The sequence below is a fragment of the Streptomyces sp. NPDC104814 genome, from assembly GCF_055583185.1.
This window is the reverse complement of record NZ_JBVJOL010000007.1, coordinates 68,402-92,677: the sequence shown is the minus strand read 5'-3', so window position 1 is coordinate 92,677 and position 24,276 is coordinate 68,402. Positions and strand designations below refer to the sequence as shown.

Genomic DNA, 24,276 nt, shown 5'->3' with positions numbered 1-24,276 from the left:
GGTTCCTCGACACTCAACTGGCAGTGTGGCCCGCAGGGCTGGCGTGCCGCCGGCTACAGCGACAGCAGCACCGGTCCCGGTCCCTCTCAGCTGCCGGGGCTGTTGTAGGGCCGGATCGCCCTGCGGGCGGCTCGCGTGGGGTCCTGGACCGGGGCGTGCTCCTGCAGGGAGCCGGGGGCGGCTCGGTTCGGGGCTGCCGGGCTGTGGGGGCTCTGCGGAGGCGGCGGGGCGCTGTGGTCCGAGGGGGAGCCCGCCCCCGCGGCCGGCAGACGCAGCGCCAGCAGGGCGGTGTCGTCGCCGCGCGGGGACAGGCGCTGCAACAACTGGTCGCAGAAGACATCGACGCTCTCGGCGGGCAGCCTCCGGGCCAGAACCGAGGCGTGGTGGCGGAGCTTGGCCATGCCGGCGTCGATGGGACGCTCCCGGCTCTCGACGAGGCCGTCGGTGTAGAACACGAGCGTGGAGTCCGCGGGCAGGTCCTCGTGTGCGTCCGGCCAGCTCAGCCCCAGGTGCAGGGTGGCGCTCATGCCGATCAGCGGACCGTGTCCGCCGGTGAGGAAGCGCGTGTCTCCGTCCCGCTTGATCAGCAGGGGCGGGGGGTGACCGGCGTTGACCCAGTGCAGCCGCCACGGCCCCCCTTCGGGGCCTTCGACACGGGCGAAGACCAGCGTGGCCATGGGCGCGTCGCTGGTGTGGGTCACCGCTTCGTCCAGGCGGCGCATGATCATGCTGGGGGGCTCCACATGGGTCCAGGCCAGCGCGCGCAGCATGTTGCGTACCTCGGCCATGTGAGCCGCGGCCTTCAGGTCGTGGCCCACCACGTCCCCGATGACCAGGGCCATGACGCCGTCGGCGAGCAGGAAGGCGTCGTACCAGTCCCCGCCGACCTCCATGGCCCTCTCCGCCGGCAGATAGCGGGCGGTCATCCGCAGATGGTCGACCTGGGGCAACGGGGCCAGCAACTGGCGTTGCATGGTCGCCGCGACATTGCGCTGCTCGTCGTACAGCCGGATGTTGTCGAGCACCAGGGCCAGGCGGCGGCCGATGTCCGCGAGCAGCCTCACCTCGGCCTTTGCCGGCGCGCCGGAGCCGTCGGCACCGGCCACGGTCAGCATGCCGTAGCGCTCCCGGCTGGAACGGATCGGGACGACAGTCGCCGAGCGCCCGCCGAGCCGCTCGAACAGAGTCCGGTGGGTGGCGGCGAACAGGGCGTGGTCGTCCTGCACGTCGACGGCTTCCACCAGGAACGCCTGCTGATCACCCGCAGCATCCGGAAGGCTCTTCGCCGCAGCCGCCTGCAACGGTCCGACCAGCTGTTTCGCCCGGCGGGGACGCGCCGGGCTGCGCACGGCGACCCGTTCCAGGGCCCCGGACCGCGCGTCGAGCAGGTCCACGGCGGCCCACTGCCCGAGCCCCGGGACCAGCAGGGGCAGCAGCCTGCGTGCCGCGGCGGTGGCGTCCCTGCTGGACATCAGCACGGAGGACACCTCCGACAGCAGGTTGAGCCGACCGGTCAGCGCCTCCAGGGCGGCCATGTGCGCCGCCGCGCGGTCCTCGGCGTCGCGGTGCAGGCTGAAGTCGCTGAAGACGACCACCAGTCCTCCCCGCACGCCTTCCACCTCGAGGGGCGTCGTCGACCAGATGATCGGCAGGGTGGCGCCGTCCCCTCGCAGGAAGTACTCCTCGCTGCCCTCGACCGCGTCGCGGCTGCCCGTCAGCGGGGTGCGCATGAGGCACTCGTCGCGCGGCACGGGGCTGCCGTCGGGACGGCGGTGCAGCAGATCGTGCGCGTCACGGCCCAGCATCCGTGCCGCGGACCGGCCCAGCAGGCGCTCCGCCCAGGGATTGACGTACGTGATCGCACCGGCGGTGTCCATGGTGAACACGCCGGCGCCGAGGTCACGCAGGACGGCGGCCGCGTAGCCGGCGTCCACCACCTCGTCCGAACCGGTCATCGGCCTCCACTCCTCGTGGCACAGGTTCCCAGGAGAAGACCACAACGCATCGCCTCACCGGTGGCGACTCGCTGTTCGGCGGGTCCCCCGGGAAGGCGCACATCTGCAGTGTCCGCCGAATCCGACCGCGGTCAACCAGCCGCGCGCCCGGTCAGAGGAAGCGCCGGATGGGCGTCACGGCGCCTTCCTTGACCCGCTGCAACGCGGCCCGCCGTCTCCAGCGGGCGAGATCGATGTCGACGCTGTGCTCCACGTCCGCGTCGTAGTCGCGATCGAGGTGGGCGGTGAACTCCTCGTCCAGGACGGCGAGCATGACCTCCTCGTCGTGGTCCATCGAACGGCGGTTGAAATTGGTCGAGCCGATGAGCGCGGCGACCGAGTCAACGGTGATGATCTTGGCGTGCATCATCGTCGGCTGGTACTGGCGGATGCGCACCCCCGCCTCCAGCAGCCGGGTGTAGTGCTGCTGGCCGGCGAGCTGGCAGGCACGCTGGTCGGTGTGCGGGCCGGGCAGCAGGATCTCCACGCGCACGCCGCGCCGGGCGGTCCGGCACAGCAGGTCCACGAAGTAGTCGTCGGGGGCGAAGTACGCGGTCGCCAGTCGGAAGCGCTCTTCGGCCGACTCGAGCATGACCCGGATGAGGGTCTGCATGTCCTGCCAGCCGATGCTCGCGGAGCCGCGCACCACCTGCACGATCGACGAGCCCGCCTGCGGGTGCTCGGTGAAGCGGTCCCGCTCGTCGAAGAGCTCCTCGTGGCACTCGGCCCAGTTCTGCGCGAAGGCGGCCGCGATGCCGTCCACGGCCGGGCCGCGCACCTGCACATGCGTGTCCCGCCACTCGCCGGGACCGCGGGCGTCGCCGCACCACTCCTCGGCGATGCCGACGCCGCCGGTGAACGCGGTGTGCTCGTCGACGACCAGGGCCTTGCGGTGACAGCGGTGGTTCTGCTTGAACGGCGACAGCCAGACGGGCTTGCGGAACCAGGCCACGTGCACACCGGCCTCGTCCATGAGGTCCAGCAGCCGCCGTTCGATCTCCTTGGCGCCGAAGCCGTCCAGCAGCAGCCGCACCCGTACCCCGGCGCGGGCGCGCTCGGCGAGGGCGGCGGCGAAGTCGCGGGCGATCTGACCGCGCCAGTACACGAACGTCATCATGTCGATCGTGTGCCGGGCGGAGCGGATCGCGGCGAGCATCGCGGGGAAGATCTCGTCGCCGTTGCGCAGGGGCAGCAGTTCGTTCCCTTCGGTGGCCGCGACGCCGATCAGCCGCTCCAGGCGGCGGCGCAGACGCTGCTTGCGGGCCTCCGCGTCGGGGGCACCGAGCGCGGAGGGTACGGGTATGCCGTCGAGGATCACGCCGAGTCTCCCGTTGGACCAAGAGGACAGAGAAGTACGCGGGCTGCCGGGCGAGCCCGAGAGAGCGGATGCCCGGCCGCCACCGGCTCACTCCCGGCGGGCGGAAGAGGGAAGGGACGGCCCGGCCCGGCCCCGGTGTCCGAGCCACCGCGACGGGTGCACGACATCAGTCTTCGAACAAAAGCATCTATTCGGAATAAAGATTCGATATACGTAATGCAGCGTGAAAGTCGGACAAGTAGCCAGCTGTTGTGGGAGGGTTCGTTTTCGCCAGGCGAAGCCCGTGAACGCGGGCAGGGACCTGGCGCAAGGGGAGGGAACATGCGTAGGTCACTGCTGCGTACGGTCCGAACGGGGCTGGTCGGCTCGCTGATGGCGTTAGGGGCGGTCGGTTTGGCTGCCGCCCCGGCCGGCGCGTGGACCGGGGGAAACGTGTGGGTCAATTTCGGCCAGTGGAACTGTCCCGCGGGAGGATCCGTCGTCGGCGTGTACTGGGCCGTTGACGACTATTCGAGCGGCCCGGCCGGGGGAGACTGGGGTGACAACGTCATCTATCCCCGGGTGCGGGTGGGCACCGGCGCCTCCAACACCCTGAGTTACCAGACCATGTGCAAGAAATGGGGCTGGTACACCTACCGCGGCGTCGTCGGTCAGCGCACGTTGACCCCGTACAAGTCGGGCCTCAGCTACACCTACTGACGTGTGCCCGCCTGACGCCTGACGTTCCGTCCGATACGCGGTGGCCGCGGCCGGCTTCCACAGCCGCCTGCGGCCACCGCCATGTGTCAGCCCGAGCACCGGCGTCCCGGCGCCGGCACGCGCCGCGGCCGCTCAGACCGTGGACGACGGGCGGATGTTCTGGTTGAGGCGGAAGAGGTTCGTCGGGTCGTAGGCGTCCTTGACCCGCACGAGCCGTTCGTGCACCGCTCCCGGATACGACGCCCGCACCCGGTCCTCCGAGGCGTCCCCGGTGAAGTTCACGTACATGGCGCCCTGGCCGTGGCCGGCGATCTCGTCGCGGGTCCGGCGGGCCCAGGCGACGTGGGCGTCGAAGTCCGCGGCGACGGGGGAGCGCGCGATCACGTTGACCAGCACGCTCGGGTCACGCTGGCTGAACGCCGAGGCTTCCGCGGGCACACGGGCGAACGCACCGCCCAACTGGTGCATGTGCAGTTCGCTGAAGGGCGTGGGAGTCGTCCCATGGCGTTCCAGCACGGCGTCGAGCGCGGCATCGGTCGGCTCGATGAAGGCCGACGTGAAGTAGTTGTGGGCGCCGGGCGTCCACAGCGGATCGAGCAGTGACTGCATGGCGGTGTACGGCATCGGCCCCATGAGATCCGCGAGGGGCGTGCCCAGCGTCCGCAACCGCGCGACGGACGCCTCGCCGCTCGCGGGGTCGCCCGCGTACATGCCGGCCAGGACCACGACACGGGTGCCGTGGACCTCCGGCGGCAGGAACGGCAGCGGGGGCGCCGTGGTCAGATTGATCAGCGTCGTCAGTTCGTCAGGCGCCTCCGCGAGAGTCTCCCGCCAACCCGTGATCACCTGCCGGGCCTGCGCCACGGGGTAGACGATCAGACCGGCCAGGACCTGCGGCCCGACCGGGTGCAGCCGGTATTCGAGCGAGGTCACGACGCCGAAGTTCCCGCCGCCGCCCCGCAGGGCCCAGAACAGCTCGGAGTGCTCTTCGGAGTCCGCGCGCACCAGGCGGCCGTCCGCGGTGACGACCTCCGCCGCCACGAGGTTGTCGGAGGCCAGGCCGTGACGGCGCAGCAGCCAGCCGACCCCGCCGCCGAGGGTGAACCCGGAGATCCCGGTCGAGGACACCAGACCACCGGTGGTGGCGAGGCCGAAAGCCTGTGTCTCGTGATCGAGGTCCCCCCACGTCATGCCGGCCTGGGCGACCACCCGCCGCTGCCGGGGACGGACGACGGCTCCCTTCATGGCGGACAGGTCGATGACGATGCCGTCGTCGCAGGTCGAAAACCCGGCGATGCTGTGCGCGCCGCCGCGCACGGCGACGAGCAGATCCTGGCTGCGTGCGAACTCGACCGCGCGCAGGACATCCGCGGTCCCGGCGCATCGCACGACGAGCGCCGGGTGTTTGTCGTGCGCGCCGTTCCAGACGGCGCGGGCCTGGTCGTAGTCCCGGTCGCCGGGGCGGACGACCGTGCCGCGCAGACCTGCCTGCAGTTCGGCGACGGTGGCGTCCCCCAGGATTCCCCTTGCCGTGTCGATCGACATGATCGGCTCCCTTGGTGTGAGTGTGCACCGACGCTCAGGACGGTAGGCAGCGGCTCTTAGCACTCACTCAGCAGCCGCTTTGCGTTGCCCGGTCACCGGCACCGCACGCCGCAATGCGCTCGGCCCGCGGGTGTCGCCGAGCCGGGTGAACAGGGCATCGGCCTGAGCTGCCGCCTTCCTCGCGGCATCCGGCTGACCGGCCCGCGACAGCGAGTGCGCCAGCATGAGCGCCACCCACCCGGCGGCGGGCGGCGACCCGGGGACGTGCTCCAGCCGCTGGGCCCGTACCAGCAGGTCGCGTGCTCGTGCCGGCCGTCCGTCGGCCCGCGCGACGAGAGCGAGGTGCAGCAGACTGTTGACCATGCCCGGGAGGTCGTCGGTCTCCTCGAAACCGGCGAGGACGCGGGCGATCGTGGCCTGCGCGCCGCCGAGGTCGCCGTCGGCCAGCTGGAGCAGGCCCAGACAGCCGCTGGTGATGCCCTCCTCCCGGTGGTCGCCGAGCCGCCGCCGGATCGACAGCGCCGCGTCCAGGTACTTGCGTGCCCGGGCGCGATCGCCGCGGCTCCGGTGGACATTGCCCAGGAGATTGAGCGCGAGGGACTCACCGTAGGGGTCGTCCAGCGTGCGGAAACAGTCGACGCTCTGCTCGGCGGCGTCGACAGAGGCGTCGAGAGCGGCGGCGGCAGAGGCGTCGACAGAGGCGGAGGCAGCAGCTTCGGCACCGGCGGCGGCGTCGACAGCGGCCGTGGCGGCGGCGTGCGGGTCGCCGTCGAGGCGCAGCGCCCATGCGAGGTTGGCCAGCGCGTAGCCGCGGGCCCGGGACCTGCCGACGGTACGGCCCGCCAGCACCGTCTCCTCGAAGTACAGCGACACCGTGCCCGTGCTGTCCTCCTCCACCGCGTAGCCCGGCGTCATGACCGGGAAGAACGGGTCGCTGTGCGCATCCACGTCGTCCAGCAGCCGCAGACACCGCCGGCAGGCGTCTCGGGCCGCGGAGCCCTCGCCCCGGCAGACGGCCCAGACGCCCTTGAGGTGCGCCGCGACGGCCAGCACCCTCGGTTCGCCGGCCTCGCGGGCCAGGGCACCGGCCAGGTCGAGAGCCGTGCGAGCGCGGTCCCCGACACCCCGCATCCACAGCAGGACCGCTTGCTGGCAGTGGGCGAACGCCGCCGCTGCCGGATCAGGGTGCCGTCGCTCCTGGATCTGGATGATCTGCTCCGCGATGTCCTCCAGCGGGGAACCGTCCCCGAGGCGGATCGCCAGCACCGCCCGCCCCATCAACGCCCGGGCGCGTTCCGGGGTGGGGTCCGGCGCCGCGGCCAGGGCGGCGTCCAGCCACCGTCGGCCCTCGGCGAGACGGCCCCGCTCGGGCCAGAACGACCGCAGGGCCACCGTCAGCCGCAGCGCCTTGTCCGGTTCGTGCCGCAGCAGGGAACGCAAGGCGGCACGGAGGTTGCCGTAGTCGGCCTCCAGCACCGAGGAAGCCGCCCCTGAGACGCCGGTGGGCGGCTCCTGGTCCTGCGCCTCGGCGAGCGCGAGGTAGAAGCGCCGGTGCCAGGCCTCGGTCACCGCCACCTCGCCCGCGGCACGCAACCGGTCCATGGCGTACTGGCGGATCGTCTCGAGCAGCCGGTAGCGGACCTCGTCCTGGTGGGGTTCCACGCACACCAGGGACTTGTCGGCCAGCCGGCCGAGGAGGTCCAGCACCGGGGGGCGCGGACCGTCCGAGAGGTGCGGACCGTCCGAGAGGTGCGGACCGCCCGAGGGGCGCGGACCGTCCCCGCACACCTCCTCGGCCGCCGCGAGGGAGAAGCTGCCCAGGAACACCGCCAGCCGGCGCAGCAGGCGCCGCTCGTCGTCGTCGAGGAGCCGGTGGCTCCACTCGAGGGTCGCGAGCAGCGTCTCCTGGCGCGTTGCCCCACGCCGGCTGCCCTGGCCGAGGAGGGCCAGCGTGTCGTCGAGACGTTCGGCGATCTGCTGCGGGGCCAGCACGCGTACTCGCGCCGCGGCCAGCTCCAGCGCCAGCGGCATCCCGTCGAGCCGGAAGCAGATCTGCGCCACGGCGGCCGCGTTCCCCGCAGAGAGCCGGAAACCGGGCGCCGCGTCCACGGCTCGTTCCATGAACAGTCGCACGGAGGCGAAGCGGCCCAGCTCCGCCACGGACGGCAGCCGGTGGGGATCCGGCAGGCTCAGCGACGGCACCCGGAAGGTCCGCTCCCCGTACGAGCGCAACGCTTCCCGGCTGGTCGCGAGGACGAGGACGCCCGGGCACCGGGCGATGATCTCGGAGACCAGGGCGGCGCACGCGTCGATCAGGTGCTCGCAGTTGTCCAGGACGAGCAGCAGCTCCCGCTCGGCGAGCTGGGAGATCAGAGCGTCCCGGCCGCCGCCGTACGGCGGGAGCTGCAGTTCCAGCGCGGTCGCGACCGCCTCCGGGACAAGGTCCGGCTCGGCCAGACCGGCGAGGTCCACGAACCATGCCCCGTCCTGGAAGTCGTCGCCCCGGCGCGCCGCCACGGCCAGAGCCAGCCGCGTCTTGCCGCAGCCACCGGCCCCGGTGAGCGTGAACAGACCGCTGCGCCCGAGCATCTGCTCCACCTCGGCCGTCTCACGCTCCCTGCCGATCAGAGGCGTGGCCGGCGTCGGCAGACGGCGCCGCGACGAGCCCGCCTGCCGGCGCCCCGGCGACCTGGCCTGCGGCTGCGGCGCCTCGACGGAATCGGCCAGCAGCACCCGGTACAGGCGCCGCGTCTGCGGATCGGGGTCGGAGCCGGTCTCCCGACGGAACTCGTTGCGCAGCCCTTCGTAGACAGCCAGTGCCTCCCCTCGTCGTCCGGCGTCGGCCAGTACACGCATCAGCGCCCGGTACGCGGGCTCGTGCAGTGGGTCATCGCCGATCAGGGCCCGCAGCACCTCGGCGGCCTCACTGGTGCGCCCGTCGCGCTCCAGCGCCTCGCCCAGTCCCAGCCGAAGTGTCGTACGCCGTGCCAGCAGCGCCTCGGCCGCCTCGTTCACCCATGGCTCGTAACGGTCCTCCGGCAGCAGATCTCTTTCGCCCAGTGCCAGCGCGGTGCGGTAGTCCGCCGGTTGCCCGCTGTCGTACGCCCGCCTGGCCGCCGCCTCGAAGTCGTCGAGGTCGATCCGGACATCCCCAGCGGGGCCGAGCAGCACCAGGTCGTCACGGAGCAGGACGGCGTCACCGGGTGCACCGGCCGTGCCCAGCGCGCGCCGCAGGGCGTGCAGCGCCTGGTGGAGGTTGTTGGCCGCCGCCGTGCGGTCGAGGTCCGGCCACAGCAGTTCGTAGAGCTGGTCGCGGTGCATCCGGTGGTCCGGGGACAGACAGAGCAGCTTCAGCAGCGTACGGGCCTTGCGCAACCGCCACACCCCGGCCGGCACCGGGCGGTCGGCCACCGCCACGGTGAAACCACCGAGGAGCCGGATGCGCACCTGGTCCGTCATGACTGCCTCACGAGCAGGCTACCGCCGCCCTCCGGACGCGCCCAGGCGGAGCCCTCCGGACGCGCCCAGGCGGAGGAAGGCCCGCTCGGCGCCCACGCTCCCCGCGCTTCGCCTCACCTCGCGTCGGGCTTGCGCGGCGGCCCTGCCCTCCGGCCGCTTCACAAGGCGCCCTCGCGCAGCGCGTCTGCCGGCCCCGGTACGGCGGCTCATCGTCCCGACGTGCGATCGCCCCGCAGTCACACCACGCTCACGGACGACACTCGCCATTGCTCGAAGCCGGTCTTGTCCATGCCGAGTACGACATACGAGGCTCCCCCGGCTGTGGTGGGCAGCAGGCAGTAGCGGTCGGCGTCCACGTACCCGGGCCCTCCGACGCCGGGAAGCGCCTCCGCGCTCGGCGGGAACGTGCTGTTGGGGCCGAGGCATTCGGGCGTGGCGGCGAGCGCGTCCGCGTACAGGCGGAACTGCTCGGAGGCCGTCTGCGCCACACCCTCCCCGGCGAGCGAGGACGCCGTGGCCGTGTCGTGGTGGCGGAGGGCGAGCAGGAAGCGTTCCGCGGTGGCGCGTTCCGTGGCGGCGCTGAGGCCGGAGACGGTGATGCCGTGGCCGCTCCAGCGCAGGGTCGCGGTGTAGTCGAGGGTGGCGCTCGCGCCCGGGTCGCCGTCCTGCTGTGTCGACCACTGCGCGGTGACGCCGCCGGCGGTGTACCGCAGCCGGTGCACGGACGCGTTCTCGCCCTGGGCGCGGCCCGGGAGGTTGATGTCGCTCAGAGCGATGTGTCCGAGCAGAGTGGGACCGGTCCGGTAGAAGGCGATGATCTCCGGCCAGGAGACTCCGCCGGCGGTGCAGTAGAGGGTGGCCGCCGCGTCCCCGGTACCGTCGCCGTCGAGATCCCCGAGCGCCAGCAGATCCGCCCGCGGCTGTCCGGTCTCCAGCCAGGCCAGCCCCATCACCCCCGCCTGTGCCGGGATCCCCGGCAGCTTCCCGCCGTCCAGTGTTCCCGCCGGGTGACCGCAGGCGGCGGGCACCGGGGCGGAGAGCAGGCTCGACGCGGTCACGGGTTGCCGGAAGCGGATGTCGTCCGACACCGCGCCGACCGCCTCGTTGGTGAGTTCGATGCTCCGCATGAGGTCGGGATGGAAGCACGCACCGTTGAACGCCTTCAACGGCACGTCGGCCGTGTCCGCCTTGCTGACCAGGCCCAGGCTCAGCCCGATGGCGTCGCTCGCCCCGCGGACGAGGTCGAGCTGATACGAACAGGAGACCGTCCGCACCGAGTCGGCGCCCTGGAGCGCGGACCCGGAGGTGACCACCATGTCCCCGGTGTCGACGGTCTTCGACCGCCCCCACGACAGCCCGAACCATCCCGACCGGGGGACCTGGAAGCGCGCCTGCCCGGCCAGCGCGTCCACTTGGACGGACCTCGGCCACGCTCCGAGCGCCCGCAATGGCGCGGAACCGGCGCGCAGCGCGCGTCCCGCCTGTGAATCGAACGCCCTGACCGGCGCCGGGAGGCCGTCGCACAGCGTCCCGGTCTCGATCTCTCGGCCGGCCAGCTGTCCGCAGCCGGCCAGGACGAGCCTGACGACGGCCAACAGGTCGTTGGTCGCGGCGCCCAGGTCGAGGCCTGCCTCGCTCAGCAGAGCGGCGACCGATCCCGTCTCTGGGGTGCCGAAGGTGACGACGGTGCTGACCTCTCGCGAGCGGTCGGAGCCGGCGACGCCCGGGTGCGTGGTCGCGTACCGGGCGACGAGCCCGCCCATCGAGTGGCCGACAATGATGACCTTCTGCCCGCTGGCTTGGTAGAGGCAGTCGATGACCTTGCCCAGCGCCGGCCCGAGATGGGAGTCGTCGACCCAGCGTGCCGAGTACGGGTGGTAGTCGAAGGTGAACACCGCCGCGCCGGGCAGCGTCTGCAACTGGCCGATCAGCGAGCGGGTCGTGCGCACCGTGCCCAGACGATTGGCCGTCAGGTCGATCCGGTGGGAAAACGCGCCTCGTCCGGCATCGTCGTGGGTGTCGCCACCGGTCCAGCCGTGCACCATGATGACGGGCGTGTACCTGCCCCGGGAGTCGGGCGAGTACGAGACCGGCGAGCCGTCGGGCTTGGTGTCCCGGGCGAGTGGCGGGGCCAGTTCGACCGTGTCCTTCTCCAGGCCGAGGCCGGCCGAACCGCACCGCTTGCCCCAATCGGCCGGTGCCGCCGCTGCCGCGTACGCCGGAAGGCGAGCGGTCACCGAGGGGACGGCCGCCAGCAGGAACGCGGCCGCGGCGAGCACCGCCCTGCGGAGGCGGAATCCGTTCATGACGTCACCGGCCCCGGGCTGGTCGCGCCGGAGGGCAGTGCCATCGTCGCCAGGACCTTCCAGGAGCCGTTCTCGTCGGCCATGACCGCCGCGTAGTCGACGGCCACCCCGCCCGGAGGGGCCACGGTCACCGTCATCACGCCGCCGCCGACGCCGTCCGGCTCCCAGGAAGCGACGTGCGGTGTGACAGTCGAACCCTTCGGCACGGCTTGCCCGGCACGCCCCGCGACCTCGCCCACCGCGCTGGAGGCCACCAACGACGACGGATCGACGGCCAACTTCCGCAGGGCAGCGGCGACCTGCGCCGCCTGACTCACGCCCGACGTCGCCGTGGACGTGGGCACACCACCGTTTTTCGCCTCACGCGCCTCCCCCTTGCCGCCCGTCCGCATCGCCACGACAAAGACCAGCACGACCAGGCAGACGACCCCCACGACGACCCCGACAGCGGCTCGCGACGAGCGCATCACCACAACCCCCGATCCCCTGAAGGAGGGGAGCGTATCGACAGGAACGACGCAATGCTCAGGTGATGCTGTTTCGTGACCTGAAGAGCGATTTCGGGCACATGGACACGAACACGGCGAACACGAGTGGGACTGGGGACAACCCGACGGCAAGACCTGGAGCCGGCCGGATGGTCCGCCGGGTGTGCCCCTTCCTAGCGTGGCACCATGTCGATCACACAGAGTCGGATCAGGCGCCGGACAACGGCCGCCGTCACCGCGGCCCTCCTGGCGGTACTCCTGCCAGCGCAAGCCGAAGCGACGGCCTCCACCCCCTTGTCCCCACTGCAGCGGGACACCGACGCGTTGCGCGACGACGGAGTCACGGGTGTGTCGGTCAGGCTGGAGACCCCTCGGGGCGTCCGGACCGCGCGCAGCGGAGTCGGCGACCTCAGCACCGCGGAGCCGGTGCCCGAGAGCGGGTATGTGAGGATCGGCAGTGCGACGAAGACGTTCGTCGCGACGGTCCTGCTGCAACTGGTGGGCGAAAAACGACTGTCGCTGGACGACACGGTCGACCGGTGGCTGCCGGGCGTGGTGCGGGGCCACGGGAACGACGGGCACCGCGTCACCCTGCGCCAACTGCTCCAGCACACCAGCGGACTGCCCGACTACACCCGTGACGTCGTGCCGGATCTCAGCGCGGCCGGGTACCGCAGGAATCGCTGGACCACCTACACCTCCGAACAGCGCGTCGCCTTCGCGATGCAGCACCCGCCGTCCTTCGTGCCCGGCAGCGACTGGGAGTACTCGAACACCAACTACGTCGTCCTCGGGATGGTGATCAAGGCGGCCACGGGCTACAACTGGGAGCACGAGGTCCGAGCAAGAATCCTGCGCCCGTTACGGCTGACCCACACGTTCGCCCCCGGCGACTGGCCGTTCCTGCCGACTCCGCATGCCCGTGACTACCAGCAGTTCGAGCCGAACGGCGCCCTGACCGACACCACGATCGCCTACCTGCCCTTCGACGGGGACGCCGACGGAGCGATGATCAGTACGACGGCGGACACCAACAGGTTCTTCAGGGCGCTGGTACGAGGCGAGTTCCTGGCCCCCGCGCAGCTGGCCGAGATGCAGCGCACGGTCGAGGTGCTCGCCGGCCACGGTGATCCACCCGGCACGCGGGACGGACTCGGACTGGACTGGACGCCCTTGTCCTGCGGCGGCGGGTACTGGGGGCACAGCGGCGACGGATTCGGCTACTTGGTATGGCCCGCCACGACCGCGGACGGTCGCAGCAACATCACTGTCTCCTTGCACAGCCGACCCGGTGACGAGGCAACTGCCGTGCGACAGATCAAGGACGTCACAGCGCTCGTGGACCGTGCACTGTGCGGCGGATGAAGAGCACGGCCGATCACGACACGCCAGGAGCGGGCCGACGGCTGGGCATCCAGGTTCGTCGGCGCCGGCGGCGACACCCCCTCCACCTGCACCGCCGGCGGCCTCGGCCCGGCCCGTCACTTCCCCACGCCGTCGTGATCCGGTTCGACTGCGCGCAATGGGCATCCGGTGCCGACGCGTTCGGCAAGTTCGGCGCGCAGGGCGGCGAGCTCGGACATGCGTGCGTCGACCAGCTTGATCTTCTCCTCGAACAGCGCGGACAGCGCCTCCGACGCGTCCGGTACCCCGCGCAACTCCTCGCCGGTCCGCGCGATCTCCGCCAGCGAGAATCCGAGTGTCTGGGCGGCGCGGACGTACTGCAGCCAGGCCACCGCCTCGGGCGGGAAGTCACGATAGCCGTTGGCCAGACGCCTGCCTGCGACGAGACCGACTTTCTCGTAGAACCGAATCGTGTCCCTGGTCAACCCCGTCCGCGCGGCCAGCTCTCCGATGCGCATCCCGACGTCCCCTTCGGATGGTGGACTTGACCTTGGACCGTACTCCACTGTTTAGCGTGAGGCGTCGCTGACCGCCCAACAGCCGGAGCCTCAACATGACCCGTCCCGATGCCCCCGCACGATCGGCCTGTCTTCGCACCGTACGCGCCAGTGCCTGGTACGACCTCCTGGTCACGGCGGGGTTCGCGACACCGTGGACGTACGCGCTGGTGCACGACGCGCTGTCCTCTGTGGGCAAGGCGCTCGGCTGGGGCGCTCTGCCCGAACTCGATTCCTGGCAGATCCTGTACGCGAACCTGATGGGCTCGGTGGTGGTCGTCTGGGCAGCACTGCGCATCGTCCGGCCCCTGCCGGTCCACGGATTCTTCGACGGCATCGCGCGCACGCTGTTCTCGGCGTGGATGGCGTACGCCCTGGTCAGCGGTGTCTCGCGGATACTCTGGCTGTTCCTGATCGTCGAGGTCGCGTGGGCCATCGTCCAACTGGTGCCCTGGCTGCGGAAAGGCCAGGCCCGGGCCGCCTTCGAGCACGGGGCCGGCCGGCTCGACCGCTGAGCGGTCAACTGAAAGAGCCACGCCCGCCGCCGATCCCCGGCGTCAGCGGGGCCACTCCCAGGACATGCCGTAGACGCCCGGCGGGCATCGGTGCAGCAACATGTGGGAGGTGTGGGAGACATCGAGGGCGGTGCGTCGCTCGTACTCTTTGGGCCCGTCGATCCGCTTCCTCGAGTAGCGGTGGCAGCTCGTCGGCAGCGCGTCGGGGTGGAAGCAGACGTGCAGCAGGAACTCGTGCGGGCTCGTGCGCAGCCGCCGCTCGTGGTGCGGTGGGGACGGCACCAGATCGGGGCCGTAGCGCAGGCTGTAGGCGATCAGCGCGGTCTCGTCCCGGGCGAGGGCGCGGCCGAACTCCACCTCGGCGACGATGATCCGCAGCTCGGGCAGCCGGCGCACGGTGCCGAGCCGCCCGCAGTGGGCGATGAGGGTCGCTGATTCCGCGGCTATCTCGTCGTGCACGACGGTGATGCGGCTCGCCCCGTCGCGCGTCGCCCGCACCACCTGCTTCACGGTGAGGGTGCGGAACCGGCGATGTCGGTCCAGTCGCGCCGTCTCGTGGATGGTCAGGGCGACGAGGTCGTCGTTGAACCGGGGGAACGCCGGGCCCAGGGCGCGCTCGATGTGGGACTGCCACCCGAACACCTGGCGTGAGACGTCCGGTCCGGGTGCCTGCCCGGTGGTGCGGCCGCGGGGCCGGCTCGGCCCGATGAGGGATCGCAGGGTGCCCGAGGGGAGGTCCAGGATGGCTTCCAAGGCGTCCACGGCCCTCAGCGAGCGGGCCTGTTCGGGCTGGCTGCGTCCGCGCTGCCAGTAGCTGAGGGTCGCCAGGCTGATGCTGATGCCCTGCGCGGCCAGTCGCTCGCGCACCCGGTCCAGGGAGAGTCCGCGCCGCTGGACGGCGTCCCGGAAGGCGGCGGCGAAGGGCGCGGCAGAGCTGGTGACGGCGGGGTGCCCGGCCGCACAGGCGGCGCCCTCGTCAGCACCCCCGTCAGCGACTTCGTCAGAGGGTGCGTTTGCGTTCTCGTCGGCGGTCCTGTCGGCTTCGTGCGGCCTTCTCATGACACCTCCGCCACGCCGATGCGCGTCCTGTGGGGCGGGATCATACGCCGTGGGCGGTCAGGCGGGCGGACGTGCGTGTTCGAGCCGGTCGGGCAGGCACGCCCGCTGTCCACGGCGGAGCGGGCCCGCAGGGAGCGGGCCCGCCGTTTGGTGCGTCCGACGCGGTGGTCAGTTCGTGTTGAGCGTCAGACCGTAGTAGGACAGCGCGTCGTCCAGGGGCTGGAAGTACGACGAGCCGGTGGAGTTGGTGCCCGAGCACTGCTGGCCGGTGGGGCCGCCCGAGGTCATGCCCTGGGCCTGGTTGCCGGAGATGTAGGCGCCGCCGCTGTCACCGCCCTGCGTGCACACCGAGGAGCTCGCCAGACCGGTGACCACGGTGTCGGGGCCGCCGTGCTCGTCGGTGTAGGTGACGGAGACGTTGTACGACTTCACCGCGCCGCACGTCCACCCCGTGGTCTGGCCGGACTTGCACAGGGAGGCGCCGGGGGCCGCACGCCTGCTGCCCTGGACCGCGACGTTCGCTCCGGTACCCCAGGTCCCCACCTGGGTGGCGATGGAGTCGTCCGAGTCGACCTGGGCGATGCCCATGTCGACGCTGCGCCGGCCCAGTGCGTAACGGCTGTGGACGCCCTTCGCGAAGTGCGCCGTGCCGTAGTACAGGTCCGTGAGGTCCGCCACGCAGTGACCGGCGCTCACGAGGTACTGACGCCCCGAGGAGTCGTGGGCGCCGTAGCCGACGGAGCAGACCCAGCTGCCGCTGCTGTTGGTCCACGTCATCCTGCTGCCCGGGTAGACGGTCGCCTGGGGGGCCAGGCGCTGTCCGTCGCGCAGGATCCGCACCGCGCTGCCGTGGGAGGCGGCGTCCGCGAGGAAGGCTTCGGCCGCCGCGGACGTGCGGCCGGGGGTGACGTGCACGATGACGGTGTCGCTGGGCAGATCCACCGACCACGAGGTGACGCCGTCGGGGGCGTCACGCAGGGCCCGGGCGTCCAGGGACGCCTTGATCCGGTCCAGGGCACGCTCGCCGCGCTGGGGCACGCGCGCCGCCAGCCCGTGGTGTCTGACCTGCGTGGCCGCGGCGGCGGAGGAGACGTTCACCGTCAGCGTGCCGTCGGGGGCGAACCAGGCGCCGTCCGTCGCGACACCCGCGCGGCCGAGTGCGGTCAACTCGGTCTCCTGGGCAGCCTGGTGGTCGAGCCGGGCCACGGCGGCGTCCTCGCTGACGCCGAGGGACCGGGCCAGGGCGGCGACCATCGCCGGCTGGTAGCGGGGTGCGGTGGGAGCGGGAACGGGGGCGGCCTCGGCGGCGCCCGTGGCGACCGCGGCCGCGAGCAGGGCGCCGATCGCGGTGGCCGTCAGGGATATGCGGGAAACGCGCACAACAGTCCTCTCTGCATGGGCATGACACGTCCACCGGTGGGGAGGGCACGGGCCTTCAGGAGACGCCACATGTGCCGTCGGCGGTACGTGTCATGCCGTTCCGGCGGCGTATGGGGGTGCGCCGCCGTCCCGAACTCTCGCCCGAACGCGGTGTGTTGTTCAAGATGCGTTCGGCGTTCCGTTTTCCACAGAGGTGCGCATAACTGTTGAGCGCGGTGGTGACCGCGGCGGTTCAGTCCAGCAGCTCGCGGACCAGCCGCGCCACCTGCTCCGTCTCGATCAGGAACCCGTCGTGCCCGTACGGCGACTCCACCGTCCTGAGCCGGTCCGCACCCGGGATCAGGGCGGCCAGCTCCGCCTGCTGGGACGGCGGATAGAGGCGGTCGGAATCCACCGCGGCGACCAGCGTCGGCACGGTCACCCGCCGCAGGGCCCGCCGCACCCCGCCCCGGCCCCGCCCCACGTCGTGCGCGTTCATCGCCTCGGTCAGGACCACGTAACTCGCCGCGTCGAAGCGCCGCACCAGTTTGGCCGCGTGATGGTCGAGATAGGACGCCACCTGGTAGCGGCCGCCGCGCCGGGGATCCTCCGCCTGCTGCGGAAGACGGCCGAAGCGGACCTGGAGTTCCGGTTCGCTGCGGTAGGTGACATGGGCCAGCCGGCGGGCAAGCCCCAGACCGGCGTGCGGTCCGCGACCGGTGTCGTGGTAATCCCCGCCCTGCCAGTGCGGATCCGCGCGCACGGCCTGCACCTGGATGTGCGCCCACGCGATCTGTTCCGCGCTCGCCGCCGCCGTCGTGGCGAGCAGCAGCAGCGCGCCCGTCCGCTCCGGGAACGACACCGCCCACTCCACGGCCCGCATACCGCCCATGGAGCCCCCGACGACCAGCGCCCACCGGTCGACGCCCAAGGCGTCCGCGAGACCGCTCTCGGCGACGACCTGGTCGCGCGGGGTCAGGAACGGGAACGCCCCGCCCCACGACCGGGTCTGCCCCGGACGCCGGGAAGCCGGCCCCGTGCTGCCCTGGCAGCCCCCGAGCACGTTCGGCGCGACGACGAACCAGCGGTCGGTGTCCAGCGCCCGGCCGGGGCCGACCAGGGCGTCCCACCAGCCGGGGGTGGGATGCCCTGGCTCGGCCGGGCCGCGGACATGACTGTCCCCGGTGAGCGCGTGCAACACCAGGACCGCGTTCGAGCGGTCCGGCGCCAGAGTCCCCCAGGTCTCGAACGCCAGCCGTACTCCGGGCAGTTCACCCCCTGACTCCAACAGCAGCGGCGTCCGCCGGTCGTACCACCGACGCCGGCCGGGAGGGTCCCCCTCCCGCCAGGCCCCGGTGGCCGGCGGCGGGGGCGCCTCGGAAGCGGCGACGGCATGCACCTACGCGCCCTTGGCCGCGCGGAAGCCGGCCTCCAGGTCCGCCTTCAGGTCGGCGAGACTCTCGATGCCGACCGACAGGCGCACCAGCCCCGGCGCGGTGCCGGTCGCGGCCAACTGCGCCTCGTCCAGCTGGCTGTGCGTGGTGGACGCCGGATGGATGATCAGGCTGCGCACGTCACCGATGTTGGCGAGGTGGCTGAACAGCTCCACGCCGTCCACGAACCGCTTGCCCGCCTCGACCCCGCCGCGCAGTTCGAAGGAGACGATGGCTCCGGCGCCGCGCGGCAGATACGTCCGCCCGGCCTCGTACCACGGGCTGGACGGCAGGCCGGCGTAGTGGACGGCGGCCACCTCGTCGCGCTGCTCCAGCCACTCCGCGAGAGCCTGGGCGTTGGCGGTGTGCCGTTCGATGCGCAGACTCAGCGTCTCCACACCCTGGAGCAGCAGGAACGCGGAGTGCGGGGACAGCGCCGGGCCGAGGTCGCGCAGCAACTGCACGCGCAGCTTGACGGCGTAGGCGCCGGGGCCGAGTGCGGGCCAGTAGCGCAGGCCGTGGTAGCTCGGGTCGGGCTCCGTGAAGTCCGGGAACCGGTCGGCGTGCGCGCCGAAGTCGAACGTGCCGCCGTCCACGACGACGCCCGCGATCGCGGTTCCGTGCCCGCCGAGGAATTTCGTCGCGGAGTGCACGACGATGTCGGCGCCGTGCTCGAGCGGCCGCAGCAGGAACGGGGTGGGAACCGTGTTGTCCACGATGAGCGGCACGCCCGCCGCATGCGCCACGTCGGCGACCGCGCGCACGTCGAGCACGTTGCCGCGCGGGTTGCCGAGCGACTCGGCGAACAGCGCCTTGGTGTTCGGCCGGATCGCCGCCCGCCATGCCTCGGCGTCGTCCGGGTCGTCCACGAAGGACACCTCGATGCCAAACCGCGGCAGTGTGTGGCGCAACAGGTTGTAGGTGCCGCCGTACAGGGCGGTGCTGGAGACGATGTGGTCGCCGGCGCCCGCCAGGGTCAGCAGTGCGAGGGTCTCCGCCGCCTGCCCGGAGGACAGGGCGACGGCGGCCACCCCGCCCTCCAGGGCGGCGATCCGCTGCTCGAACACGTCCTGGGTGGGGTTGTGGATCCGGGTGTAGATGTTTCCGGGTTCGGCGAGCGAGAACAGGTCGGCGGCGTGGCCGGTGTCCCGGAACACGAACGACGTGGTCTGGTAGATCGGCGTGGCGCGCGCCCCGGTAGCGGGGTCGGGCGCGGCACCGGCGTGGATCTGCTTCGTCTCGAAGGACCAGGCCGAGGTATCGGGACCGGCGGGCGACTCCGAGGGGACGTGGCCGGCGGTGACGGAGTCGACGGGCTGGCTGCTCATGGTGCTCCTTGTACGGGGAGAGCGGCGCTGATGCGACATGAGCGAAGCACGCCCGGAGGCGCGCGGACAGCGCGATACGCCACGTGCAACGCGGACTTCACGAACGACATGCGGGTGCAATGCCCCCGCCCGACGCCCGACGCCCGACGCCCGACGCCCGACGCCCGACGCCCGACGCCCGACCGGACGCCTGACACCCCCTGAGATCACTTCACTGTGGCTGCGCCCTCCAGGCGGTGGGGGAGGGACCCCGAGGCGAAGGCGAGGATGTCGCCGACTGCTTCGCGCAAAGTACTGAAGTGGCGATGCACGCCGTCCACCGCTGCCGAGGTGTTGACACCCCACACCGTCATCCCGGCACGCAGCCCGGCCTGCACCCCAGAGGGGGCGTCCTCGATGACCAGGCAGTCCTCCGGTTGGGCGTGAAGTCGCGCGGCTGCCTGCAGATACGGCACCGGCGACGGCTTGCCTTCCTCCACAGCGGCCGCGTCCACCACGACTTCCGGGACCGGCAAGCCCGTCCGGGCGAAACGGCCCCGCACCCGGTGCTCATAGTTCGACGTCACCAGCGCCCAGGTCCCGGGCCGCAAGGCATTGAGCAGTTCCGAGGCGCCGTCGAAAGCGGTATAGGCCCCGGTGCGGACGTCGTCGTCCTCCAACTCGTGCAACAGCGCGAGGCACTTGTGGGGCTCCTGCTCCGGTGCGATCTGCGCAAAGGTCTCCATCGGCCGGGTTCGTAGCGCCACGCGATAGACCTCGCCGGGGTCCAGCCCGTATCGCTCTGCCCATGTGCGCCAGACCAGGCGCTGATTTTCCAGGGCATCGATCAACGTGCCATCGACATCGAACAGGACATACCTCATGGCACTGGACGGGCGCGGCTCACTGATCACGCGCCGATCATGTCATCAGCGGATCGTTGCCCTGCCCAGCCCTGCCCGGCGCGGCCGCTGTACGGCTCTCAGGAGCCTTCCGCTCGACTGTGCGCGGCCACAGGGTGAGGGCGAACAGCGCCAGTGGCGGGCCGGTGCCGGGGTCGGTGGCGTGGCCGGTGAGGAGGCCGCCGAGGTCTTGGCCGGCGAGACCGGTGGCCAGGGCCAGCGCTATGCCCGCGGCGAGGGCGGGGCGGCGGGTGCGTGGGGCCAGGACGCCGATGCCGACGGCGACTTGGAGCAACGTGAAGACGACGACGAACGGCAGGTCCCAGCCGGTGAACAGCGCGCCGATCGCATGGTTGACGGCGGCGACGGCACCCGGTTCGCCCTCGCCGGTGGTGGTGAGCTGGGCGGCGGGTGTGTGGTTGGCGGGTTCGAGTTCGAGGGCGGCGGTCGAGAGCCAGAGCAGCAGCCACATCCAGCGCGCGAGCGTCCCGCCGAGGACACCCTCGTCCGCGACGCTCAGCTCGGCGGGAGCACCGCCGGACGCACCGCTGGACGCGCGGCCGGACGCCCGGGCGAACGGGCCGGGCACCCCGCGGCCACCGCTCACGGAAGCGCCCAGGCCGCCGCCGGAGGCGCGGCGCGGCCAGATGGCCGCGGCGGTGAGGGCGTAGAGCAGGGCCGCGCCGGGGGCACCGGTCAGCAGGTTGATGCCGCCCATGAAGAGTCCGCCGAAGCCCTCGCCGACGATCCACACGGACAGCGCCCACAGGACGGACAGGCCGAGTGCCGCGCGGGCGGTGCGCCGCCACAGCAGTCCCGCGCCGAGCGCGACCTGGAGCGCGGCGAAGAGGGCGTTCCACAGTGCGGGGTGGGCGGCGAGCATGCTGGTCAGGTCGTACTCCACCGTGGACACCGGGCCGGGCAGGCCCATGTTCGCCATGCCGAGCATGTCCACGAAGAAGCCGCGGGTGAACATGGACGGCTGGAACTGCAGTGCCCCGTCCACCAGCCACAGCACGCCCAGGGTGATCTCCACCCCGCGCCGCGTCACCCGTCGGCCGCCCCAGCGGGACGCCCCCGCCTCGCGGGCGCCGCCGGTGCGCCTTGGCCGACCGGCGCCGCGGAGGCGGGGAGCGGGAGCCTGGTTGCGCCAGTCGCCGATGACCATGAGCCGGCACCTCCGATCGCGGGTCCCCATGGGTGGTACGGGGCGCGGCGGCGGATGTCTCACCGCGGTTCGCCACGAACCATCGCGAACCAGCTGTGCGAGGGAAACCGTAGGCCCAGCCCTGCGTGATCCAGGCCGGACGAATACCGCCCCTGTGGTGACAGATACCGGCTGACGTGCGCATTTGCCGGGAATGTAAATCAGCGGCACGGTCCCCCTGGCAAGCGGTACGGTGCGCCGATGTCAACGATCAAGAAATTCCAAGTCACTTTCGACTGCGCAGAACCTGAGCGCCTCGCTCGCTTCTGGTGCGAGGTGTTGGGTTACGTCATGCCGCCGCCACCGGAGGGGTTCGCCACCTGGGACGATTTCAACGGCACTCTGCCTCCTGAGGAACGGGGATCATGGTCCGCCTGCAATGATCCCTCGGGCGTGGGCCCGCGCCTGTACTTCCAGCGTGTCCCCGAGGGCAAGATCGTCAAGAATCGGGTGCATCTCGACGTCAGGGTGGGCACCGGCCTCGCGGGGGACGAGCGCCTCGCCGCGCTCGAAGCCGAGCGCGCACGACTGGTGGCGCTCGGCGCGACCCACGTGCGGACACTGTATGCCGACGACGAAAACGAGTCGTGCATCCCGATGCTGGACATCGAGGGCAACGAGTTCTGCGTCGACTGAGCGGTCCGCGAGCCGGGGAGCGGGGGAGCCGCCGCCCTTGGGCCTCTCTGATTTAGGGGGGCGACAGTACACCCCGAAACCATTGGCGACCAGCTGAAGCTTCGTCAGCCAGTCGCGGGCGGAGACAACCGTGCCCTCCCGACTCTCGCCGATGGTGCCCCCCGGTGTGAGCCTGCTGCACGTCGAAAGCGCGGCCGTCACCCGGGCCATCACCTCGACCGCCTGAAACGTGGCGCCAAGGCCGTCGCAGTCGTGCCATAGCCCGAGGATGAGCACTGGGGACCGGGGATTCATCCTGATACCGGCCGAGGCATGGCTGAAGATTGCCTGCTCAACCGGTGTCTCCAGTGGCGTAGAAGTCGCGCAAGGACCATGGCGGCGGGACAATTGCAGTGGCGGGAACAACGTACCGGACACCGCTCAGGCGAGGGAGGACGGTACAAAGTGAAACCTCTTCCCGCGACCAGACTGCGTACCGCTATGACGGTCGGCAGCAGCCAGGGGCTTCTCGTGACAGGCGTCTCCTCTGCCCCAGGTCCCGGTGCCGAAGAGGCGTCCGCAGCGGCTCGAAGCGACGGCAATGCCTGTATACGACCTGCCACGTGGACAGGCTGGGCGGCGGCTGGCGGTTTCCCCGCTGCTGTCAGGTGAAGAGGGGCCTCAGCCGTCAGCAAGAAATGCACACGTGCAGTACAAGGGGCTGGATCGTCAAGGGACGACGGTTACCTCACACGCCGGCAACACCATCCGAAAGTTGACGGTACGGGTATTCAGCGGGAATCTGCGCACTTCAGGGTCGCCGCTCGCCAACCTGTCGTACTACCCCTGATGGGCCCGGCTCCACTATCGGAGGAAACCATGTCTCAAGCCGTCCGTAGTTCTTTCAGGCTCGCAGAGACGAACCTTCCAGGAGTAGCGGCAATCCAATATGCCCCGGAGCACGCCGACACGCCGCTGAGTCGCGGGGAAGCCATCGCCAACGAATTGCTCGGACAGCTGGACAGTGCCGACGAGCATGTCGCTGCAACGCGTCGGCGCCTGCTCGACCGGGACTGGCCGGATGACGCACGCATCGTCCCCCGGCTCGCGCCACAGGAGGGCGTCACGCATGAGCTGACGCCGCGCGAGCGGGTCGCGGACACCGCCTACACCACGAGCAATTGGGCTGGAAGCACGATCGCAGGGACGTGGGACACCGCCGTGGCCATCTGGCGGGTACCGACGGTCACCATTCCCTCGACTCCGGCCGGGACCGACGGGGGCTGGGACTCTTCCTCATGGGTGGGCATCGACGGCGCATACGGCTCCAACGACGTCCTGCAGGCGGGCGTGCAGCAGTCTCTCGACGGTAACGGATCACCGACCTACGTCGCTTGGTACGAGTGGTACGCACCCCAAGTCAACGGATCGCCCGGCTACATCTACCAGACGAACATCGAGAACATGCCTGTGGAACCCGGCGACGAGGTGTTCGCAAGAGTTGCCTACCAGAACGGTCAAGGCTACGTGATGTTCGGCAACGTCGATCGGGGGCGCTACTTCAACATCCAGCTCGCCGCTCCGCCCGGCGCGTCCTTCAGCGGCAACAGCCTGGAGTGGATCGTCGAGGCGCCGAACACGGGCGAGCCGGGTACATCCCTGCCCAGATTCAGCCCGGTCGACTTCTCGACGGCCTTCGGCTCCGACCCGAGCGGGACCGTCGCCGCTGATCCCAACGCCGGCGACACGACCAACATCACCGCGTTCGGAAGGTCCTTGACGAACGTCACTCTGGCGACCAACTCGCTCTCAGTGAACTACGTGGACGCGGGCTTCTTCCCGCTGCCGGGTGGGGCCGTGTTCGACTACACCAAGCAGCAGATCGCGGCGGTCTCCCGCGCCCCCGGAAACCTCGATCTGTTCGTGATCGGGTTCGACAACCGCGTGTGGACCACGTACTGGAACGACCAGGTCGGCTGGAGCGGAGACTGGTTCCCGTTGCCGGGTGGGGCGGTGTTCGACCACACGACGCAGCAGATCGCCGCCGTCTCCCGCGCACCAGGAAACCTGGATCTGTTTGTGGTCGGGTTTGACAATCGTGTGTGGACGACGTATTGGAACGACCATGATGGGTGGGGTGATCCGCAGGCTGGTCACTTCTTCCCGTTG

General features: G+C 71.2%; 18 protein-coding genes. 5 read left to right on the top strand and 13 right to left on the bottom strand.

The features are described 5' to 3' along the window. Positions 1 to 86: 86 nt before the first annotated feature. Positions 87 to 1,955, bottom strand: coding sequence for a PP2C family protein-serine/threonine phosphatase (locus tag ACZ64A_RS23220; RefSeq protein ID WP_469812717.1), 1,869 nt, complete (start codon positions 1,953 to 1,955; stop codon positions 87 to 89). Between the two features lie 151 nt (positions 1,956 to 2,106). After that, complete coding sequence (locus ACZ64A_RS23215) at positions 2,107 to 3,312, bottom strand: phospholipase D-like domain-containing protein (RefSeq protein WP_469812715.1); 1,206 nt, start codon at positions 3,310 to 3,312, stop codon at positions 2,107 to 2,109. 321 nt (positions 3,313 to 3,633) lie between these two features. On the opposite strand from ACZ64A_RS23215, the gene ACZ64A_RS23210 reads away from it, so the two are divergent. Continuing rightward, the gene (locus ACZ64A_RS23210; protein ID WP_469812714.1) at positions 3,634 to 4,011 is read left to right on the top strand and encodes a hypothetical protein; all 378 of its coding nucleotides are present in this window, start codon (positions 3,634 to 3,636) and stop codon (positions 4,009 to 4,011) included. A 132-nt stretch (positions 4,012 to 4,143) separates the two neighbouring features. Here the strand turns inward: ACZ64A_RS23210 and ACZ64A_RS23205 are convergent, their stop codons facing one another. The 4 genes from ACZ64A_RS23205 to ACZ64A_RS23190 form a co-directional block, all read right to left on the bottom strand. Further along, positions 4,144 to 5,556 carry an FAD-binding oxidoreductase gene (locus ACZ64A_RS23205; protein WP_469812712.1) on the bottom strand — a complete coding sequence of 471 codons (1,413 nt, stop codon included), beginning with the start codon at positions 5,554 to 5,556 and terminating at the stop codon, positions 4,144 to 4,146. 63 nt (positions 5,557 to 5,619) lie between these two features. Further along, positions 5,620 to 9,015, bottom strand: coding sequence for a BTAD domain-containing putative transcriptional regulator (locus ACZ64A_RS23200; protein WP_469812710.1), 3,396 nt, complete (start codon positions 9,013 to 9,015; stop codon positions 5,620 to 5,622). Positions 9,016 to 9,251: 236 nt separating this feature from the next. Next, complete coding sequence (locus tag ACZ64A_RS23195) at positions 9,252 to 11,321, bottom strand: esterase/lipase family protein (RefSeq protein ID WP_469812709.1); 2,070 nt, start codon at positions 11,319 to 11,321, stop codon at positions 9,252 to 9,254. After that, positions 11,318 to 11,788 (bottom strand): hypothetical protein, encoded by a 471-nt coding sequence (locus ACZ64A_RS23190; protein WP_469812707.1) that lies wholly within the window; start codon positions 11,786 to 11,788, stop codon positions 11,318 to 11,320. The genes ACZ64A_RS23195 and ACZ64A_RS23190 overlap by 4 nt, the downstream gene beginning before the upstream one ends. 207 nt (positions 11,789 to 11,995) lie before the next feature. Between ACZ64A_RS23190 and ACZ64A_RS23185 the strand changes: the two genes are divergently transcribed. Next, positions 11,996 to 13,174, top strand: coding sequence for a serine hydrolase domain-containing protein (locus ACZ64A_RS23185; protein WP_469812705.1), 1,179 nt, complete (start codon positions 11,996 to 11,998; stop codon positions 13,172 to 13,174). Between the two features lie 116 nt (positions 13,175 to 13,290). Here ACZ64A_RS23185 and ACZ64A_RS23180 read toward each other — a convergent pair whose 3' ends face one another. After that, positions 13,291 to 13,671 (bottom strand): MerR family transcriptional regulator, encoded by a 381-nt coding sequence (locus tag ACZ64A_RS23180; protein ID WP_469812704.1) that lies wholly within the window; start codon positions 13,669 to 13,671, stop codon positions 13,291 to 13,293. Between the two features lie 95 nt (positions 13,672 to 13,766). On the opposite strand from ACZ64A_RS23180, the gene ACZ64A_RS23175 reads away from it, so the two are divergent. After that, entirely contained in the window at positions 13,767 to 14,225 is a 459-nt protein-coding gene (locus tag ACZ64A_RS23175) for a hypothetical protein (protein WP_469812702.1), read from the top strand. Between the two features lie 42 nt (positions 14,226 to 14,267). Here ACZ64A_RS23175 and ACZ64A_RS23170 read toward each other — a convergent pair whose 3' ends face one another. From ACZ64A_RS23170 to ACZ64A_RS23145, 6 genes are all read right to left on the bottom strand, one after another. After that, on the bottom strand, positions 14,268 to 15,284 hold the full coding sequence (locus ACZ64A_RS23170) for an XRE family transcriptional regulator (protein ID WP_469812700.1): 1,017 nt from the start codon (positions 15,282 to 15,284) through the stop codon (positions 14,268 to 14,270). Positions 15,285 to 15,452: 168 nt separating this feature from the next. Then, positions 15,453 to 16,664, bottom strand: coding sequence for a S1 family peptidase (locus tag ACZ64A_RS23165; RefSeq protein WP_469812699.1), 1,212 nt, complete (start codon positions 16,662 to 16,664; stop codon positions 15,453 to 15,455). Positions 16,665 to 16,896: 232 nt separating this feature from the next. Beyond that, positions 16,897 to 18,042 (bottom strand): homoserine O-acetyltransferase MetX, encoded by a 1,146-nt coding sequence (gene metX, locus ACZ64A_RS23160; protein ID WP_469812698.1) that lies wholly within the window; start codon positions 18,040 to 18,042, stop codon positions 16,897 to 16,899. After that, on the bottom strand, positions 18,043 to 19,404 hold the full coding sequence (locus ACZ64A_RS23155) for a bifunctional o-acetylhomoserine/o-acetylserine sulfhydrylase (protein WP_469812696.1): 1,362 nt from the start codon (positions 19,402 to 19,404) through the stop codon (positions 18,043 to 18,045). A 206-nt stretch (positions 19,405 to 19,610) separates the two neighbouring features. Further along, the gene (locus ACZ64A_RS23150) at positions 19,611 to 20,297 is read right to left on the bottom strand and encodes an HAD family hydrolase (RefSeq protein ID WP_469812694.1); all 687 of its coding nucleotides are present in this window, start codon (positions 20,295 to 20,297) and stop codon (positions 19,611 to 19,613) included. A gap of 7 nt (positions 20,298 to 20,304) precedes the next feature. Then, positions 20,305 to 21,453 carry a hypothetical protein gene (locus ACZ64A_RS23145; protein WP_469812692.1) on the bottom strand — a complete coding sequence of 383 codons (1,149 nt, stop codon included), beginning with the start codon at positions 21,451 to 21,453 and terminating at the stop codon, positions 20,305 to 20,307. Positions 21,454 to 21,693: 240 nt separating this feature from the next. Here ACZ64A_RS23145 and ACZ64A_RS23140 point away from each other — a divergent pair, with 240 nt between their 5' ends. Further along, positions 21,694 to 22,128 (top strand): VOC family protein, encoded by a 435-nt coding sequence (locus tag ACZ64A_RS23140; protein WP_469812691.1) that lies wholly within the window; start codon positions 21,694 to 21,696, stop codon positions 22,126 to 22,128. Between the two features lie 858 nt (positions 22,129 to 22,986). Beyond that, positions 22,987 to 24,276: G1 family glutamic endopeptidase (locus ACZ64A_RS23135; RefSeq protein WP_469812690.1), on the top strand; the 1,290-nt coding region annotated here is incomplete at its 3' end.

Excerpts from the sequence above, each read along its gene's own strand:
- ACZ64A_RS23220 (WP_469812717.1), bottom strand. The coding sequence starts at position 1,955 with ATGACCGGTTCGGACGAGGTGGTGGACGCCGGCTACGCGGCCGCCGTC.
- ACZ64A_RS23210 (WP_469812714.1), top strand. The coding sequence starts at position 3,634 with ATGCGTAGGTCACTGCTGCGTACGGTCCGAACGGGGCTGGTCGGCTCG.
- ACZ64A_RS23205 (WP_469812712.1), bottom strand. The coding sequence starts at position 5,556 with ATGTCGATCGACACGGCAAGGGGAATCCTGGGGGACGCCACCGTCGCC.
- ACZ64A_RS23200 (WP_469812710.1), bottom strand. The coding sequence starts at position 9,015 with ATGACGGACCAGGTGCGCATCCGGCTCCTCGGTGGTTTCACCGTGGCG.
- ACZ64A_RS23195 (WP_469812709.1), bottom strand. The coding sequence starts at position 11,321 with ATGAACGGATTCCGCCTCCGCAGGGCGGTGCTCGCCGCGGCCGCGTTC.
- ACZ64A_RS23190 (WP_469812707.1), bottom strand. The coding sequence starts at position 11,788 with ATGCGCTCGTCGCGAGCCGCTGTCGGGGTCGTCGTGGGGGTCGTCTGC.
- ACZ64A_RS23185 (WP_469812705.1), top strand. The coding sequence starts at position 11,996 with ATGTCGATCACACAGAGTCGGATCAGGCGCCGGACAACGGCCGCCGTC.
- ACZ64A_RS23180 (WP_469812704.1), bottom strand. The coding sequence starts at position 13,671 with ATGCGCATCGGAGAGCTGGCCGCGCGGACGGGGTTGACCAGGGACACG.
- ACZ64A_RS23175 (WP_469812702.1), top strand. The coding sequence starts at position 13,767 with ATGACCCGTCCCGATGCCCCCGCACGATCGGCCTGTCTTCGCACCGTA.
- ACZ64A_RS23170 (WP_469812700.1), bottom strand. The coding sequence starts at position 15,284 with ATGAGAAGGCCGCACGAAGCCGACAGGACCGCCGACGAGAACGCAAAC.
- ACZ64A_RS23155 (WP_469812696.1), bottom strand. The coding sequence starts at position 19,404 with ATGAGCAGCCAGCCCGTCGACTCCGTCACCGCCGGCCACGTCCCCTCG.
- ACZ64A_RS23145 (WP_469812692.1), bottom strand. The coding sequence starts at position 21,453 with ATGGTCATCGGCGACTGGCGCAACCAGGCTCCCGCTCCCCGCCTCCGC.
- ACZ64A_RS23140 (WP_469812691.1), top strand. The coding sequence starts at position 21,694 with ATGTCAACGATCAAGAAATTCCAAGTCACTTTCGACTGCGCAGAACCT.